This window comes from Rhodococcus sp. NPDC003382 (assembly GCF_053589135.1).
This window is the reverse complement of record NZ_JBSFRH010000010.1, coordinates 122,208-138,790: the sequence shown is the minus strand read 5'-3', so window position 1 is coordinate 138,790 and position 16,583 is coordinate 122,208. Positions and strand designations below refer to the sequence as shown.

The window sequence follows — 16,583 nt, the reverse complement described above, 5'->3', positions numbered from 1 at the left end:
CGGCGCAGGACGTCGACACGCCACGGACCGGCAGGTCCCTGGGGGCACGGACCGGAAGGTCCCAGGGGGCACGGACCGGCAGGTCCCTGGGGGCACGGACCGGAAGGTCCCAGGGGGCACGGACCGGAAGGTCCCAGGGGGCACGGACCGGAAGGTCCCAGGGGGCACGGACCGGAAGGTCCCGGCGGTACGGCCCCGAGGTCCCGGCGCGGACCGGTCGGTTCTACTGGGCCGAGATCGCGGAATCGTCCTTCTTCGCCGCGTCCTTCTTCGGCTCGGGCTTGAAGTCCATGCCGGACTCCTTGCGCTGGGCCTCGCTGATCGGGGCGGGCGCGTCGGTCAGCGGGTCGACGCCGCCGCCGGACTTCGGGAACGCGATGACCTCGCGGATCGAGTCCACTCCGGCGAGCAGGGCCGTGATGCGGTCCCACCCGAACGCGATGCCACCGTGCGGAGGGGCACCGTACTTGAAGGCGTCGAGCAGGAAGCCGAACTGCTCCTGCGCCTCCTCCTCCGAGATGCCCATGACCTTGAAGACGCGTTCCTGCACGTCGGGGCGGTGGATACGGATCGAGCCGCCACCGATCTCGTTGCCGTTGCAGACGATGTCGTAGGCGTAGGCCAGGGCCGAGCCGGGATCGGTGTCGAAGGTGTCGAGGAACTCGGGCTTCGGCGAGGTGAACGCGTGGTGCACCGCCGTCCACGCGGACGAGCCGAGCGCGACGTCGCCGGACGCGGTGGCATCGGCGGCGGGCTCGAACAGCGGCGCGTCGACGATCCACACGAACGCCCATGCCTTGGGGTCGATCAGGTCGAGCTTGCGGGCGATCTCGCCGCGCGCGGCACCCAGCAGCGCGCGCATCGGCTTGGTGGCGCCGGCGGCGAAGAAGATGCAGTCGCCGGGCTTCGCGCCGACGTGGTCGCAGAGGCCGGCGCGCTCGGCGTCGGTGAGGTTCTTCGCGACCGGACCGGACAGTTCGCCGTCTTCGCCGACCAGGACGTAGGCCAGGCCCTTCGCGCCGCGCTGCTTGGCCCATTCCTGCCAGGCGTCGAGCTGGCGGCGGGGCTGGCTCGCGCCGCCCGGCATGACGACGGCGCCGACGTACTCGGCCTGGAACACCCGGAAGGTGGTGTTCTTGAAGAAGTCCTTGCACTCGACCAGTTCGATGTCGAACCGCAGATCCGGCTTGTCGGAACCGAATCGGCGCATCGCCTCGGCGTAGGTCATGCGCGGGATCGGAGTCCGGAGTTCGAAGTCCACGAGCCGCCACAGGGCGTGCAGGATCTCCTCGGCCAGCAGGATCACGTCCTCCTGGGTCACGAAGGCCATCTCGACGTCGAGCTGGGTGAACTCGGGCTGGCGATCGGCGCGGAAGTCCTCGTCGCGGTAGCAGCGGGCGATCTGGTAGTACCGCTCGATGCCGCCGACCATGAGCAGCTGCTTGAACAGCTGCGGGCTCTGCGGGAGTGCGTAGAAGTTGCCGGGCTGCAGGCGCGCGGGCACGACGAAGTCGCGGGCGCCCTCGGGCGTGGAGCGCGTCAGCGTGGGCGTCTCGACCTCGACGAACGAGTGGTGCGCCAGGACCGCGCGGGCCGCGGCGTTGACCTTGCTGCGCAGGCGGATGGCCTTGCCCGGTCCTTCGCGACGCAGATCGAGGTAGCGGTACTTCAGGCGCGCTTCCTCACCGGCCTGGTCGTCGAGCTGGAACGGCAGCGGCGCAGCCTCGTTGAGCACCTCGAGCTTGGTCGCGTTGACCTCGATGGCACCGGTCGGAATGTCGAAGTTCTGGTTGCCGTCGGGCCGCACCTCGACCACACCGGTGACCTTGACGCAGAACTCGGCGCGCAGGCGGTGGGCCTGTTCGAGAACCGCGGCGTCGCGGAAGACGACCTGGGAGACACCGGATGCGTCACGCAGGTCGATGAAGATCACCCCGCCGTGGTCGCGCCGCCGGGCAACCCAACCGGTGAGGGTGACGGACTGCTCGGCGTGCTCGGCTCGCAACGAGCCGGCGAGATGGGTGCGCAGCACGGAATTCCTTTCGAAATGATCAACGAGGTTCTTCGTCGGCTGTAATCCTACGAAAGACACGAGGGCGACGAGGACACCCGTACCCGATTCGACGTGCCAAGCTTGTGCGGCTGAAAGCACCTGCAACAAGAAGGCGATGCGATGACGTTCAACGACGGGGCACGGATCGAGGCGGGCCGGGTCCGCCAGGGCGGCGGCGGACGCGGCGGCAAGATCGCCGTCGGCGGCGGCGTGGGCGGCATCCTCGTGCTGATCCTGGCGCTGCTGTTCGGCGGAGATCCCGGCTCGCTGCTCGGGTCGGGCACGGTCGATCCGAACACCCAGGCCGGGGCCGGGACCCTGGAGGGCTGCGAGACCGGTGCCGACGCCAACGAGGATGTGGACTGCCGGGTCGCCGCGACCGTGGGCAGCCTCGATCTGGTGTGGGAATCGCAGCTGCAGGCGCAGACGGGCGTGCGCTACGTGCGTCCCGAGGTCGAGATCTTCTCCGGCGCGACATCCACCGGGTGCGGCAACGCCACCAGCGACGTCGGCCCGTTCTACTGCCCGGCCGACCAGACCGCGTACTTCGACACCAGCTTCTTCCAGGAGCTCGTGACCCGCTTCGGATCGAGCGGGGGCCCGCTGGCGCAGGAGTACGTCGTCGCCCACGAGTTCGGACACCATCTGCAGACGCAGCTCGGCGATATCGGCCGCGCGCAGGCCGACCCGCGCGGCCCCGAGTCCGGTGCGGTGCGCACGGAACTGCAGGCCGACTGCTACGCGGGCGTGTGGGCGTACCACGCGGACAAGATGGCGGACCCGAACACCGGTCAGCCCTTCCTCGTCCCGCTCACCAACGACGACGTCCGTGACGCGCTCTCCGCGGCCTCGGCGGTCGGCGACGACCGCATCCAGGCGGCCGCGACGGGTCGGGTGAATCCGGAGGGCTGGACGCACGGTTCGTCGGAGCAGCGTCAGAAGTGGTTCCTCGCCGGTTACCGCACCGGCCAGGTCGCTGCGTGTGACACCTACTCGGCGTCGAACCTCGACAATCCGCCGGCGCTGCGCTGACCTGCCGTTCGCCGCAACAACGAAGCCGGGTGCTCGAACGAGCACCCGGCTCTTGCATTTTCGGGACCGTTTCGACGCTTTCCCACGAATCGATCGGAGAGGCCGGAAGATCACTTTCCACTATCCTGGAGATCAGTTTCTTCCTGCTGGGAAGTCCGGTTTCCGAATGCAGAAGATCCATTACGGTCGAATCACGATCGGAATTACACGAATGGCATTTGTCCCTGAACGAACCGCGACGTTCGTGCGGAATCCGACAAAATACTCGGAGGCAATCTCTTGCCGGAAAACAAAAGAGACCTGCAGGTACATACCTGCAGGTCTCTGATGCGCTAAGACTACTGGCTGCTCAGGCCCGAGAAGAAGTCGAGGGCACCGAACAGGTCGGCGGCGTTGCTGAAGATGTCGGCCAGCGTGGCGAGATCGAGCACGGGTAACTCCTAATTGTGATCTTGTATTTCAGTGACGCCGTCGTGCGCCGCATCAATTGTTACCTCGATCCCGCATTGCGCGCAATTCGGAGACATTTGCGAAAACTCGGACACAATTCGATCAATTATGATTGCGATCACATTTTGTGGCCGATTGTGGCAGGCCCGGCGTAACCTCCGACTTTTTCTACCCGACTTCCCGGCGCAGCAGCGCGGCCGCGCGAGCGTCGGCCGCGACCAGCGTCACCTCCTCGAGCGCGGTGTGCGCCTCGGTGAGAGCGGCGACGGCGTGGCGCACCGCGTCATCGATCGGCCAGCCCGCGGCACCGCCGGCGATCAGCGGAAAGGCGACCGTCCGGGCGCCCACCGCTTCGGCGGCCGCCAGGCTTCGCGTGTACGCCGCGCGCAGCTGCGCGGTGCGATCCTCGGAGTGCGAATAGCGCGGACCCACCGTGTGGACGATCCACGTCGCCGGAAGGTTGCCGGCAGTGGTCGCCACGGCGGCACCCACGCTCAGCCCGTGCGGCAGGGTGGTTGCGCGCAACGTGTCGCAGGCTGCGCGGATCGCCGGTCCACCGGCCCGGTGCACGGCCCGATCCACGCCGCCGTCACCGCTGAAATTCGGGTCGGTCGGATTCACGAGGGCGTCGACGCGCAGGGTTGTGATGTCTCCCTGCACCACCCTGATCCGCCGCCGCGAATCGGTTCCCCGCGGGCCGCCGTTCACGGTGTCCAGCGCGAGCCGGATCAGGTCGTCGGCGGTGTGGCCCGGCCAGCCGTGCAGCATGCGACGCCACCGTGCCGGGATCGCCGCGGCGCCCCATCGCGCTCCGAGCAGCCCACCCGCGATCGCGGCGGTGGTGTCGGTGTCGCCGCCCGCCCGCACCGCGGCTTCGAGCGCGCCGCGCAGGTGCTCCTCGCCGGCACCGGAGGTGGTGGTGATCGCCCACCACGCGGTCTGCAGGGCGTGTACGACCCAGCCGTTGTTGGCGAAGTCGGCGGGCGTGCCGCGTTCCGCCTCGTCGAGCAGCGGGCGCCAGAAGTCGGCGACCTCGGGTGACGCGATCTTCAGGAAGCCGCGCACACCGTCGAAGGTTCCGTACAGCACCGCGTGCCGGATGGCGTGGGACCACAGGCGGCACGCCTGTTCCGCGGTCGGATCGTCGTGCGTGAGCGCGCTGATCTGCGCGGCAGCTTCGAGGCATCCGGCCCCGTCGTCCAGATAGGCGAGTGCGACGGGAGCGGTACGCATGAGCGATCCGTTCCCGGCTTTGCGTCCGGTCAACGCCCGGGCATGCGCCTGCATGGTGGCGGCGTCGCCGGCGCGACGGCCCAGGACGTTGCGCGTCTGGTTGCCGATGTCCTTCGGGTTCGAGTCGTACCAGCGGACGAACTCCGCGGCGACCGCATCGAGGCCGCGGCCGCGACCGATGTCGACGCCGGTCGCGGCGACGGACGCGATCGCCAGGGCCATGGCGGTGTCGTCGGTCCACTCCCCCGGTTCCCACGCGAACGTGCCGCCGCCGATCATGTCGATCTTCGTGGCGGCCGAGGGGTAGGTGAATTCGTAACCGGCTCCGAGGGCGTCACCTGCGGCGGTTCCGAGCAGCACCCCGACGGCCCGATCCCTCTGCTGTGCAGTCACATTCATTGCAGCCTCCTCATTAGATCAAGATTGCGCTAAGTTTAGATCAGCATTGCGCTAATATGCAAATGTGAGTGAACCGAAGGATCGGGCGGGCAAGACCCTCGCCGACTACGACCGCCCCTCCGTCGCCGTCGATGTCGCGGTGCTGACCTGTCTGGACGGCGAGCTACGGGTCCTGGTCGTGGATCATCATCTCGGCGGTCGCGCTCTCCCCGGCACCTTCTTGCACCGCGGCGAGCGTCTCGTCGACGCCGCCGAGCGCGCACTCCGGGACAAGGCACACATCACCGGCCTGAAGTTCCACCAGCTGCGGATGTTCGACGATCCCGACCGCGACGAACGCGGCTGGGTGATCTCGATGGCGCACACCGCCGCGGTCCCCGTCACCGACCTGCCCGACGACGCGACACTACACGTCGTCCACGGCGGCACGGTCGACGGCGATCTCGCGTTCGACCACGCCGACATGGTGCGGCTGGCCGTCGACGACCTGCGCGCACGCTACGCGGCACAGGTCGACCCCGATCGGCTGCTCGGCGAGGAGTTCACCGTGCTCGATCTGCGCCTGCTGTACGAGGCGATCTTCGACCGGCCGCTGCAGAAGGACTCGTTCCGCCGTCACGTCGTCGCGGCGCTCGACAGCACCGGACGGCTGTCGAATCCCGGCCACGGCCGGCCCGCCGAACTGTTCCGCCGACGCGGCGCCGCACAGCTTCCGGCGCAGGCCGCGGTCCTGCTCACCGGCTGAGTTTGCCCCGCGCGGTCCGCGGGTATCTGGCTCACGCCGAGCCGAGGAGGGCAGCACTGTGACACAAGCGGACGACAGCGGTCCGGGGACACGAGCCGACGACAAGGGTCCGGGCCACGAGCTCAGCGGCATCGTGGACGACCTGGAACGCAAGGTAGAGCGTGAGCGCGACGAACGCGATGTTCCGGGGAGCAGGTCCGACCGGGAAGATGTCGAACCCGTCGAACCCGGGGACGAGGCACCCGACTGAGCCGTGAGGTCAGGGCCTCCGCGCCGCCGTGAACAGTGTTACGAGAATTGCGATGCCGCTGCCGACGATGCCCAGCCCCAGCAGGATTCGCACGACGAGCGGCCAGTCGAACGCGTCGGTCCCGAAGTCGAACGGGAACACCTGCCAGATCCGCAGCAGCGCGACGAGACCGACCGCCGTGGTGGCGATGTCACCGAGCGCCTTAAGCCACCGCGGATCCCGCACCAGATACACCAGATTCGCCACGAGACCGACGACGATCGAGGCGTTGACCCATCCCAGCACCGCCGGTGTCTCCTCGGTGAGGAAGGGCACCACCTCCCAGCCGGGCCGGACGTTGATCGCGTACAGCATCGCGGCATCGATCAGCACCGCCACGACGTAACCCACGCGGCGAGCCGCGGCCGACCTGCTGCGATCGGATGTTTCGGATGGCGCACCCACCGAACCCCCTACCCGGACACCACCTGGGACGTCCCGCCGCCATCCCACAGTGCGCCTCCGTTCCACTGAAAGCAACAGGTGGTATCCACGGTCGTGACCAGGAAGACCCGACACCGAGAGCACCCGGCGAGGAAACGGCATCGTCCTCCGAGCGGGGCGGCTCCGCCACCGGCGCGGTACGTCGAGGATCCGACGCTGCCCCCGGCCTGGCTCGTCGACATCGACGGCACTCTCGCGCACATGAGCGACCGCAGTCCCTATCACTGGCACCGGGTGGGTGAGGACACCGTCTCCCCCGCCGTCGAGGCCGCGGTCAGAGCGTTCGCCGCCGCGCCCGACGGGTTCGCCGTCGTGCTGCTCTCGGGCCGCGACGGCGTCTGCCGTCCCGAGACCGAGGAGTGGCTCGCCCGGCACGAGATCCCGTACGACGAGCTGTACATGCGCGCGGCCGGTGACAATCGCAAGGATTCGATCGTCAAGGCCGAGTTGTTCGACGCCCACATCCGGCACCGCTACCGCATCGTCGCGGTCCTCGACGATCGCGATCAGGTGGTGCGCATGTGGCGGCGGATGGGCCTGGTGTGTTTTCAGGTCGCCGAGGGCAACTTCTGAACCGGCGCACCGTCGGTCAGGTCTCGCACCTGCGCGTAACGCTCCCGCACGTGCGGAGTCGGGTCGGCTTCGAAACGCCGGACCGCGCCCGGCTCCCAGGCCGGAGGCTCGTCACCGCCGCGCAGCGTCCAGGCGGCCTGCCGCGCCGCGCCGCGCGCGACGTACTCACCCGGTTCGGGGACGTCGACGGGCATACCGAGGACGGCGGGGGCGACTTCACACAGTGCCCGCGACCGGGCTCCACCCCCGATCAGCAGCACCCGGCGCACGTGCGTGCCCTGCGCGACGATGTGGTCGATGCCCTCGGCGAGCGAGCAGAGCAGACCTTCGACGGCGGCACGCGCGAGATGCGCCGGGGTCGCGGTGGCCAGGTTCAGTCCGTGCAGGGCGCCCGTGGCGTCGGGCCGGTTCGGGGTCCGCTCCCCCTCGAGGTACGGGACCAGCACCAGGCCGCCGCTGCCCGGCGGGGCCGACAGTGCCAGGCGGGAGAGTTCGGCGTGGTCGACGCCGAGCATCGTCGCCGTGGCGTCGAGAACTCGGGCACCGTTGAGCGTGCACACCAACGGCAGGTGCCGCCCGGTCGCATCGGCGAAGCCCGCGACGTAACCGTCGGCGTCCCGCGCGGGTGTCGGCGAGACAGCGGACACCACCCCCGAGGTGCCGATCGAGACGACGACGTCGCCCTCACGGACATCGAGCGCCAGGGCCGCGGCGGCGTTGTCACCGGCGCCCGGGCCGAGTACCGCGCCCGACAAGGTCCGCCCCACCTGCTCGGCCGGCCCGGCGACCCGCGGGAGAACCGGAGGACGGCGGCGCAGCGCCAGTTCGAGCAGATCGCGGCGGTAGGTGTCGGTTGCCGCGTCGAAATATCCGGTGCCGCTGGCATCGCTACGGTCGGTGACCAGAGCGTCGAGGGTCCGGTCGGTGCGCAGGGTCCAGGTGAGCCAGTCGTGCGGCAGGCACAGGGCGGCGGTGCGCCGTGCGTTGCCGGGTTCGTGGTCGGCGAGCCACCGCGCCTTCGCAACGGTGATCGCGGCGAGCGGAACCACGCCGACGGCGTCGGCCCACGCTGCGACGCCACCCAGTTCATCGACGAGATCCTGTGCAGCAGAAGATGATCGGGTGTCGTTCCACAGCAGCGCATCGCGCACGACGGCACCCTCGTCGTCGAGGCACACCATGCCGTGCTGCTGCGCACCGACCGCGACGGCCGCGACGTCGTCGAGTCCCCCGGCCTCGGCACACGCCAGCTCGTAGGCCGACCGCCACGCCACCGGATCCACTTCGGTGCCGGACGGATGCGCCGCGCGGCCCTCGCGCACGACGGCACCGGTCTCGGCGTCGCACACGACGACCTTGCAGGACTGCGTGGACGAGTCCACTCCCGCGACGAGCACGGACGAGCCGACCCCCTCGACGGGGCCGACCGAGCCGACTCCGTCGGCGGGGCCGACCGAGCCGACTGCGTCGGCGGGGGTCACGAGACACCCTCCTGCGCGGCGTCCCGCTCGGCACGGGTGGGCAGGTCGGCTCCGGCACGCGCGACCGTCACCGCCGACGTCCACGCCGCCGTCCCGAGCACGTCGCGCAGGTCGTCGACCGTGATGGCACGCAACGCCTCCCGCCGGTCGGCACCGAGCAGGCCGCGGGTCCACAGGCCGTCGAGCAGTCCGGCGGTGAACGCATCGCCGGCACCGACGGTATCGGCAACCTCGACCTGTACCGCCGGGATCTCGACGACACCGGCCGCACACACCGCCACGGCGCCTTCCGCGCCGCGGGTGACGGCGACGATCGCCGGTCCGCTCGAAAGCCAGTCGCGTGCGGTGTCGAGGGGGTCGCGGTCGGGCGCGAACCACGCGAGGTCCTCGTCGCTGGCCTTGACGACGTCGGCGAGCGCGACGAGGCGTTCGATGCGGGCCCGGGCCCGGGCGGGATCGGAGATCAGCGCCGGCCGGATGTTCGGGTCGAAACTCACCGTGGATGCGCTCGACTGCTGCGCAACCAGTTCCGCGACGAGGTCGCAGCCCGGTTCCAGCACGACGGCGATGGACCCGGTGTGCACGAGGACGGAGTCGACCGTGGGCGGGGGTTCGACGGGATCCCAGGCGATGTCGAATTCGTAGTGGGCGGCGCCTCGGTCGTCGATCGTGGCCTGTGCGGTGGCGGTGCGTTCGGCGGCAGCACTGCCCGGGGTCAGGCTCACGCCGGATCCGGCGAGATGGTCGATGATGCGGGTGCCCCGCGGATCGTCCGCGACCCGCGTCGTGAACTGCACCGCCCGGCCGAGACGTCCGAGTCCCACCGCGACGTTGAGCGGGCTTCCACCCACGTGTTCGACGGGTTCCTTCCCGTCCCGCTGCACGATGTCGACGAGCGCTTCTCCGACCACCAGCGCGTGCCCGTTCATCGGTGTTCTCCCGCAAGCTCTTCCAGCGTGGCCCGTGCACCGTCGCGGTGCAGGGTGTCGAGCGCCCCGGTGTAGGCGTCGACGAAGCGGCGGTTGCCGGCGAGATCGCCGAACACCTCGGTGTTCTCGACGAACGCCGTGGGGTAGGACCGTTGCCGGCGCGCGAGGGGAACGAGCGTGTCGGCGAGCCGGTCGACCACCTCGATGGGTTGCCCGTGTTCGTCGACGCCCTCGGCGTAGCGGGCCCACGACGCGACGATGGCGGCGGACAGTCGCACGGGACCTCCCGCGGCCAGGTTCTCCCGGATCACCGGCACCAGCCATTTGGGGATCCGGTCGGACGATTCGGCACACAGCCGGGCGACGGTGTCGCGGATCTCGGGGTTGGCGAATCGTTCGATGAGCGTGCGCTTGTAGTCGTCGAGATCGATACCCGGCACCGGTTCCAGTGTGGGTGTGGCCTCGCGGTCCATGTAGTCGCGGAGGAAGCCGGCGATGAGCGGGTCCTGCGCGGCGTCGTGGACGAGCCGGTATCCCATCAGATACGCGAAATAGCCGAGCCCCTGGTGACCGGCGTTGAGCAGGCGCAGTTTCATCAGTTCGTAGGGCGCGACGTCGTCGACGACCTGCACCCCTGCCTTCTCGAAGGGGGGTCGGCCGTCCGCGAAGTCCTCCTCGAGGACCCACGCGGTGAACGGTTCGGCGGCGACCGGCCAGCGGTCCTGCACGTCGAAGCGTTCGGACAGCGCCGTCACGACCTCGTCGGTCGTGACGGGGGTGATCCGGTCGACCATCGAGTTCGGGAACCGGACGTTGTCGGAAATCCACTGTGCCAGTTCGGGATCGACGAGCCGGGCGTAGGCGGTGAACACCCGCCGGGCGACGTCGCCGTTGCCTTCGATGTTGTCGCAGGACATCACCGTCGGCGCCCGTAGTCCACGGGCACGCCGACGGGCGAGAGCCTCGGTGACGAGCCCGAACACGGTGGTCGGCGGCTCGCCGGAGTCGAGGTCGCGCCGGACCGCGGGATCGTCGGCGTCGAATTCCCCGGTGTGGTGCCGAATGTTGTAGCCGCCCTCGGTGATGGTCAGCGAGACGATCCGCGTGGTCGGCGCCGCGATGAGTTCGACGACGGCCTCGGGATCGTCGGGGGCGTAACGGTAGTCGACGATCGATCCGATCACCCGCGGCTCCCATCTGCCGTCCGGGTGCGTGAGGACGAGTGTGTAGAGACCGTCCTGCTCGTCGAGGGTCTCCTGCATCCGGCGGTCGCGCGGCATCACCCCGACGCCACAGATGCCCCAGTCCTGCGCGAGCCCCTGCTCGAGGAGTCGGTCGACGTACATGGCCTGGTGGGCGCGGTGGAAGCCGCCGACACCGAAGTGCACGATGCCGACGGTGACGTCCTCGCGGCGATAACTCGGTACGGGTACCTGCAGGTGGGGCAGTGTCTGCCGGCTCACGCGCATGGTGGTCATTCCTCTCCGGGCCGATCGGTCACGTCGACGACGGCCTTGATGTTCCCGGGCGTCCGGTCGGATTCGAGCGCCTCGGCGGTCTTGTCGAGCGAGAACCGCGCGGTGACCATGGTGTCGAGATCCACCCGTCCCAACTCGACGAGGGCGAGCGCCGTCGGCCACGTGTTCGCATAGCGGAACACGCCGGTGAGGACGAGTTCGCGGTTCTGAATGATCTGCACCGGAAGCGTCATCGTCTCCGCGCCGGCGCCGACGAGTACGACGGTGCCTCCGGGACGGACCGCCCGGATGCCGGAGTCCACCGCGCTCGGAGCGCCGGAGGCGTCGATGTAGCTGTCCACCTGCAGGCTCGCCGGGTCGTCCACGCGCGGGTCGAGTGCGCGGGTGGCACCGTACGACAGTGCGCTCGTGCGGCGTCGTTCGTCGAGGTCGGTCACCACGATCTCGAGCGCACCGAATGCCCGGGCGACCTGGGCGACGACGACGCCGACCGGTCCGGCCCCGGTGACCAGGACGCGCGATCCGGCCGTGATCCGAGCCTTGCGCACGGCGGCGATGCCGACGGACAACGGTTCGCACAGGGCCGCGGCGTCGTCCGAGACGGTCGCCGGCACGGGGTGCGCGAAGGCGGCGCCGATGGTGACGTACTCGCACAGCGCCCCGTCGACGGGCGGGGTGGCGAAGAACCGCATGTGCGGGCACAGGTTGTAGTCGCCGCGCCGGGTCTCCTCGGTGAGCGGATCGGGGCGTTGCGGTTCGATCGACACCCGCTCTCCGATCCGGTGCGCGGGCACACCCTTGCCGACGGCGACGACGACCCCGGCCGCTTCGTGCCCCAGGACGAGGGGGCCGGTGACGACAAACTCGCCGATTCGCCCTTCCCGGTAGTAGTGCGTGTCCGATCCGCACACCCCGACCGTGGTGACCCGGACGAGGACGTCCCCGGGGTCGGGAGCGGGTACGGGTCGCTCCTGCATCTCGATTCGGCCCGGTTCCACGAGAACCGCGGCGCGCATGGCTCGGGGGATCGAAGCGACGACTGTTGTGTAGGTCACACTGCGATGCTAGCGTAGTGAGCAAATGAACGCACCTATGAGCAAATGTTCACAAATCAAGGAGGGCGCGTGACCACGCCCGGCACGACCACCCCCGCAGAGAAGGACACCTCGGCGACACCCGAGGACCTGCGCCTCGCCGTGCGCGCCGCGACGCTCTACTACCTCGACGGACTCACCCAGGCCGAGGTCGCGCAACGCCTCGGGGTCTCCCGGCCCACCGCGGGCCGCCTGGTGGCCCGGGCCCGAGCCCAGGGAATCGTCCGCATCGAGGTCGCCGTGCCGCCGTCCCTGCGCGACAACCTGCACGCCGACCTCGAACGCGCCCTCGAGGAGCGGTACGGCCTCACCGAGGCCGTGGTGGTCGGCGCCCGCGTCGACGACACCGGCCCGGTCGAGGACTCCGCGAGCTTCGCCGCACTCGGGCGTGCCGCCGCAGCTCTGCTCACCCGCCGCATCCGCCCGACCGACACCCTCGGGTTCACGTGGGGACCGGAAACCGTCGCCGTCGCGCAGGCCCTGCCCTCCGGTGTCGCCACGTGCGCGCGGATCGTCCAGCTCGATGGCTCGGGCTCCGCGAGCACCTACCAGACGGGCACCGAGTTCGTCCTCGGCCGGTGCGCGGAACAACTCCGGGCACAACCGCTTCGGCTCCCCACTCCCCTCTACGCCGACGCGGCGACCGTGGCGTCGATGCGCGCCGACTCGCTCATCTCCCGCACCCTGGAAATCGGCCGCAGCGCCGACATGATGATCTTCGGGGTCGGCGCCGTCTCCACGGCCACCACCCTGTTCGAGGGCAGTTTCCTCGACACCACCGTGCTCGACGAACTCGACAGCCTCGGCGCGGTCGGGGAGATCGGCGGCCGGTTCTTCCACGCCGACGGCACCCCCGTCCACGGCGACCTCGAGGCACGTACGATGTCCGTTCCACTCGAAGATGTAAGAGACTGCACCACAACAATTCTCGTCACCGGAGGGCAATCGAAGCACCGCGCCGTCCTCGGCGCGCTCCGCGGTGGGCTCGCCACGATGCTCGTGTGCGACATCGCCTGCGCCCAGTACCTGCTCGGTACGGACCGGGCACCCGAGACCGCCTCCGTGCACGACGAGGCAGCACCCTTCGCCGACGGATGAACAGCACCCGTCGCCGACGGACGAACAGCACCCGTCGCCGACGGACGAACAGCACCGAAACGAGGTAGTCCATCGTGCCTACAGCAAGAAGATCCACCCGCGCGGCCGTCGCGGGCGCCGCAACCCTGTGCCTCGCGCTCAGCGGGTGCGCCGGCGCCGGATCCCTCGGCACATCCGGCCGGACCGTCACCATCGCGATGGTGTCGAACTCCCAGATGCAGGACGCACAGCAACTCGCGTCGCAGTTCGAAGCCGAGAATCCCGAGATCGACCTGAAATTCGTCACCCTCTCCGAGAACCAGGCCCGCGCCAAGATCACCGCCTCCACGGCGATGGGCGGGGGCGAGTTCGACGTCGTGATGATCAGCAACTACGAGACGCCCCAGTGGGCGGAGTACGGGTGGCTGACGAACCTGTCGCCGTACATCGAGCAGACCGAGGGCTACGACGCGGACGACATCATCCCCTCGCTGCGGGAAGCACTGTCGTACGAAGGCGATCTGTATTCGGTGCCGTTCTACGGCGAATCGTCGTTCCTCATGTACCGCAAGGACCTGTTCGAGGAAGCCGGAATCACACTGTCCGATCCCCCGACCTGGACCGAGGTCGCCGACGCCGCCGCGCGACTCGACAGCCCGGACGTGAACGGGATCTGCCTACGCGGCAAGCCCGGCTGGGGCGAACTGCTCGCGCCGCTCGACACCGTCGTCAACACGTTCGGCGGCCGGTGGTTCGACGAGAACTGGAACGCGCAGCTGAACAGTCCCGAGTTCCGCGAGGCCGTGCAGTTCTACGTCGATCTCGTCCGCGAGTACGGCCAGCCCGGTGCTGCCACGAGCGGATTCAGCGAGTGCGCAACGCAACTCGCCCAGGGCCGGGTCGCCATGTGGTACGACTCGACGTCCGCGGTGTCGACGCTCGAGGATCCCGCGTCGAGCAACGTCGTGGGGAAGATCGGGTACGCGGCGGCTCCGGTGCAGGAGAAGGACCCCTCCGGCTGGTTGTACACGTGGTCGCTCGGCATCCCCGCGAGCAGTGAACACACCGACGACGCGTGGAAGTTCATCTCGTGGATGACCGACCGGGACTACCTGCGCACCGTCGGCGAGCAACTCGGCTGGGAACGGGTTCCGCCGGGCAGCCGGTTGTCGACCTACGAGATTCCCGAATACGCCGAGGCCGCAGCGGCCTACGGTCCGATCACCCTCGAATCCATCGAGACCGCCGATCAGAAGAACCCCACGGTCGACCCCGTTCCCTACACGGGCATCCAGTTCGTGGCCATCCCCGAGTTCCAGGATCTCGGCACTCGGGTCAGCCAGCAGATCAGCGCGGCCATCGCCGGACGTCAGACGGTCGACGAGGCACTCGAGCAAGCACAGAAGTACGCCGAGGCCGTCGGCGAGACCTATCGGGAGGCGTCGTCATGACCGCACCTGCAGCGCAGCGTCCGACACCGGACACGACCGAGCGCATCCGTTCGCTCCGGGACTCCAAGGAGGAAAGGGTCTCGCGGGCCGAGGGCTGGCGCCGGCGCGGTCCCTTGCTCCCGGCCCTGATCTTCACGATCGTGGTCACCCAGGTTCCGTTCCTGTTCACCCTGTACTACTCGACGCAGTCGTGGAACCTCGTCAGCCCCGGCTCCCGCCGGTTCGTCGGCCTCCAGAACTACGTCGACGTCTTCCAGGACAGCCAGTTCTGGCAGGTGGCGATCAACACCGTCGTCCTCATCGTCGGCACGGTGCTGGTCTCGGTAATCCTCGGCCTGATGCTCGCCCTGCTGCTGGACCGGGCCTTCCTCGGGCGCGGCATCGCCCGGACGCTGCTGATCACACCGTTCCTCGTCACCCCGGTGGCCGCCGCCCTGGTGTGGAAGACGGCGATGTTCGATCCCGTCTTCGGCATCGTCAATTTCGTCCTCTCGCCGTTCGGTATCGGCGAGGTCGACTGGATCAGCCGCTTCCCGTTGCCCGCGGTCATGATCGCACTGATCTGGCAGTGGACGCCGTTCATGATGCTGCTCATCCTCGCCGGCCTGCAGTCGATGCCCCGCGACATCCTCGAGGCGGGCCGGGTCGACGGGGCCGGGGCCTTCGCCCTGTTCCGTGAACTGACGCTGCCGCACCTGCGCCGGTTCATCGAACTCGGCACCGTGCTCGGCGCGATCTACCTGGTCAACACGTTCGACGCGATCTACATGATGACCCAGGGCGGTCCCGGCACAGCCAGCGCCAACCTGCCGTTCTACATCTACCAGCGCGCATTCCTGGGCTTCGACATCGGTCAGGCCGCCGCCATGGGCGTGGTGGTCGTCGTCGGCACCATCGTCGTCGCGACCTTCGCCCTGCGCCTGATCTTCACATCGTTCACCGGCAAGGAGGAGGCGGCATGAGCACCACCGTCACGACGCCGCAGGCATCGGACACCGCGGCACCGACCGGCCGCGTCGCCCGGACCGCGCGCAAGCGCAAGAACCGCCGGATGAATCCGTGGGGAGTCGTTGCCTGGATCGCGGCCATCGGCTTCTTCTTCCCCGTCTTCTGGATGGTGCTCACCGCCTTCAAGCAGGAGGCCGACGCCTACTCCGACCCGCCGAAGTTCTTCTTCTCCCCCACCCTGGACCAGTTCCGCGGAGTGTTCGAGACCGGAGTCGGAACGAGCCTGCTCAACTCGGCGTTCGCCACGATCGTCTCCACGATCCTGGTTCTGCTGCTGGGCATTCCGGCTGCGTTCGCGCTGTCGCTGCGCCCGGTGCGCAAGACCAAGGACGTGCTGTTCTTCTTCATCAGCACCAAGATGCTGCCGATCGTCGCCGCGATCATCCCGCTGTACGTGATCGTCGCCGAGGTCGGTCTGCTCGACAACATCTGGGCCCTGATCGTCCTCTACACGGCGATGAACCTGCCCATCGCGGTGTGGATGATGCGCTCGTTCTTCCTCGAAGTTCCGGGCGAACTCCTGGAAGCGGCGAGCATGGACGGCGCGAGCCTGTGGACCGCGGTGCGGGAGCTGATCCTGCCCCTGGTCTCCCCCGGCATCGCCGCGACCGCCCTGATCTGCGTGATCTTCTCGTGGAACGAATTCTTCTTCGCGGTCAACCTCACTGCCGTTCAGGCACAGACGATTCCGGTCTTCCTCGTCGGCTTCATCACCGGTGAGGGCCTGTACTGGGCGCGGCTGTCCGCCGCGGCGACGATGGCGGCACTTCCGGTCGTCCTCGCCGGTTGGCTCGCCCAGAACAAGCTCGTACGCGGCCTGTCGTTCGGCGCCATCAAGTAGACCCGA

15 protein-coding genes and 1 pseudogene are annotated in these 16,583 nt (G+C 69.0%); 8 read left to right on the top strand and 8 right to left on the bottom strand.

The window, feature by feature from the left end; translation table 11 throughout:
- Window positions 1-223: 223 nt before the first annotated feature.
- Window positions 224-2,032, bottom strand: coding sequence for an aspartate--tRNA ligase (aspS, locus tag ACWDUD_RS09955; protein WP_450109203.1), 1,809 nt, complete (start codon window positions 2,030-2,032; stop codon window positions 224-226).
- 141 nt (window positions 2,033-2,173) lie between these two features.
- Between aspS and ypfJ the strand changes: the two genes are divergently transcribed.
- Window positions 2,174-3,085 carry a KPN_02809 family neutral zinc metallopeptidase gene (gene ypfJ, locus ACWDUD_RS09950; protein ID WP_450109202.1) on the top strand — a complete coding sequence of 304 codons (912 nt, stop codon included), beginning with the start codon at window positions 2,174-2,176 and terminating at the stop codon, window positions 3,083-3,085.
- 618 nt (window positions 3,086-3,703) lie between these two features.
- Here ypfJ and ACWDUD_RS09945 read toward each other — a convergent pair.
- Both ACWDUD_RS09945 and ACWDUD_RS09940 read right to left on the bottom strand, forming a co-directional pair.
- Complete coding sequence (locus ACWDUD_RS09945; protein ID WP_450109208.1) at window positions 3,704-4,156, bottom strand: macro domain-containing protein; 453 nt, start codon at window positions 4,154-4,156, stop codon at window positions 3,704-3,706.
- Window positions 4,157-4,225: 69 nt separating this feature from the next.
- Window positions 4,226-5,167 (bottom strand): annotated as a pseudogene (locus ACWDUD_RS09940) (ADP-ribosylglycohydrolase family protein); the annotation flags it as partial.
- A gap of 64 nt (window positions 5,168-5,231) precedes the next feature.
- Between ACWDUD_RS09940 and ACWDUD_RS09935 the strand changes: the two are divergent.
- Both ACWDUD_RS09935 and ACWDUD_RS09930 read left to right on the top strand, forming a co-directional pair.
- Window positions 5,232-5,912 carry an NUDIX hydrolase gene (locus ACWDUD_RS09935; protein ID WP_450109201.1) on the top strand — a complete coding sequence of 227 codons (681 nt, stop codon included), beginning with the start codon at window positions 5,232-5,234 and terminating at the stop codon, window positions 5,910-5,912.
- 58 nt (window positions 5,913-5,970) lie between these two features.
- A complete protein-coding gene (locus tag ACWDUD_RS09930) occupies window positions 5,971-6,162 on the top strand; it encodes a hypothetical protein (protein ID WP_450109200.1) in 192 nt (63 codons plus the stop codon).
- A gap of 9 nt (window positions 6,163-6,171) precedes the next feature.
- Here the strand turns inward: ACWDUD_RS09930 and ACWDUD_RS09925 are convergent, their stop codons facing one another.
- Window positions 6,172-6,552 carry a hypothetical protein gene (locus ACWDUD_RS09925; protein WP_450109199.1) on the bottom strand — a complete coding sequence of 127 codons (381 nt, stop codon included), beginning with the start codon at window positions 6,550-6,552 and terminating at the stop codon, window positions 6,172-6,174.
- Between the two features lie 294 nt (window positions 6,553-6,846).
- Between ACWDUD_RS09925 and ACWDUD_RS09920 the strand changes: the two genes are divergently transcribed.
- Window positions 6,847-7,218: a phosphatase domain-containing protein gene (locus ACWDUD_RS09920; RefSeq protein ID WP_231611489.1), complete on the top strand. Its 372-nt coding sequence runs from the start codon at window positions 6,847-6,849 to the stop codon at window positions 7,216-7,218.
- Here the strand turns inward: ACWDUD_RS09920 and ACWDUD_RS09915 are convergent.
- The 4 genes from ACWDUD_RS09915 to ACWDUD_RS09900 all read right to left on the bottom strand — a co-directional run bounded on the left by ACWDUD_RS09915 (window position 7,194) and on the right by ACWDUD_RS09900 (window position 12,122).
- The gene (locus tag ACWDUD_RS09915) at window positions 7,194-8,615 is read right to left on the bottom strand and encodes a xylulokinase (protein ID WP_450109207.1); all 1,422 of its coding nucleotides are present in this window, start codon (window positions 8,613-8,615) and stop codon (window positions 7,194-7,196) included. The genes ACWDUD_RS09920 and ACWDUD_RS09915 overlap by 25 nt on opposite strands.
- Window positions 8,616-8,695: 80 nt before the next feature.
- Window positions 8,696-9,628 (bottom strand): carbohydrate kinase family protein, encoded by a 933-nt coding sequence (locus ACWDUD_RS09910; protein WP_450109198.1) that lies wholly within the window; start codon window positions 9,626-9,628, stop codon window positions 8,696-8,698.
- Window positions 9,625-11,097 (bottom strand): mannitol dehydrogenase family protein, encoded by a 1,473-nt coding sequence (locus tag ACWDUD_RS09905; protein WP_450109206.1) that lies wholly within the window; start codon window positions 11,095-11,097, stop codon window positions 9,625-9,627. Before ACWDUD_RS09905 ends, ACWDUD_RS09910 begins: the two co-directional genes overlap by 4 nt.
- A 5-nt stretch (window positions 11,098-11,102) precedes the next feature.
- Window positions 11,103-12,122 carry an NAD(P)-dependent alcohol dehydrogenase gene (locus ACWDUD_RS09900; protein ID WP_450109205.1) on the bottom strand — a complete coding sequence of 340 codons (1,020 nt, stop codon included), beginning with the start codon at window positions 12,120-12,122 and terminating at the stop codon, window positions 11,103-11,105.
- Between the two features lie 108 nt (window positions 12,123-12,230).
- Here ACWDUD_RS09900 and ACWDUD_RS09895 point away from each other — a divergent pair, with 108 nt between their 5' ends.
- The 4 genes from ACWDUD_RS09895 to ACWDUD_RS09880 all read left to right on the top strand — a co-directional run bounded on the left by ACWDUD_RS09895 (window position 12,231) and on the right by ACWDUD_RS09880 (window position 16,577).
- Window positions 12,231-13,298: a sugar-binding transcriptional regulator gene (locus ACWDUD_RS09895; RefSeq protein WP_450109197.1), complete on the top strand. Its 1,068-nt coding sequence runs from the start codon at window positions 12,231-12,233 to the stop codon at window positions 13,296-13,298.
- Window positions 13,299-13,372: 74 nt separating this feature from the next.
- On the top strand, window positions 13,373-14,728 hold the full coding sequence (locus tag ACWDUD_RS09890; RefSeq protein ID WP_450109196.1) for an ABC transporter substrate-binding protein: 1,356 nt from the start codon (window positions 13,373-13,375) through the stop codon (window positions 14,726-14,728).
- The gene (locus ACWDUD_RS09885; RefSeq protein ID WP_450109195.1) at window positions 14,725-15,690 is read left to right on the top strand and encodes a carbohydrate ABC transporter permease; all 966 of its coding nucleotides are present in this window, start codon (window positions 14,725-14,727) and stop codon (window positions 15,688-15,690) included. Before ACWDUD_RS09890 ends, ACWDUD_RS09885 begins: the two co-directional genes overlap by 4 nt.
- Window positions 15,687-16,577, top strand: a complete 891-nt coding sequence (locus tag ACWDUD_RS09880) for a carbohydrate ABC transporter permease (protein WP_420752248.1) — start codon at window positions 15,687-15,689, stop codon at window positions 16,575-16,577. Before ACWDUD_RS09885 ends, ACWDUD_RS09880 begins: the two co-directional genes overlap by 4 nt.
- Window positions 16,578-16,583: the final 6 nt, after the last annotated feature.

Bases quoted from the DNA above. Each gene is read 5' to 3' on its own strand.
- ypfJ (WP_450109202.1), top strand. From the start codon at position 2,174: ATGACGTTCAACGACGGGGCACGGATCGAGGCGGGCCGGGTCCGCCAG.
- ACWDUD_RS09920 (WP_231611489.1), top strand. From the start codon at position 6,847: ATGAGCGACCGCAGTCCCTATCACTGGCACCGGGTGGGTGAGGACACC.
- ACWDUD_RS09910 (WP_450109198.1), bottom strand. From the start codon at position 9,628: ATGAACGGGCACGCGCTGGTGGTCGGAGAAGCGCTCGTCGACATCGTG.
- ACWDUD_RS09905 (WP_450109206.1), bottom strand. From the start codon at position 11,097: ATGCGCGTGAGCCGGCAGACACTGCCCCACCTGCAGGTACCCGTACCG.
- ACWDUD_RS09900 (WP_450109205.1), bottom strand. From the start codon at position 12,122: ATGCGCGCCGCGGTTCTCGTGGAACCGGGCCGAATCGAGATGCAGGAG.
- ACWDUD_RS09885 (WP_450109195.1), top strand. From the start codon at position 14,725: ATGACCGCACCTGCAGCGCAGCGTCCGACACCGGACACGACCGAGCGC.
- ACWDUD_RS09880 (WP_420752248.1), top strand. From the start codon at position 15,687: ATGAGCACCACCGTCACGACGCCGCAGGCATCGGACACCGCGGCACCG.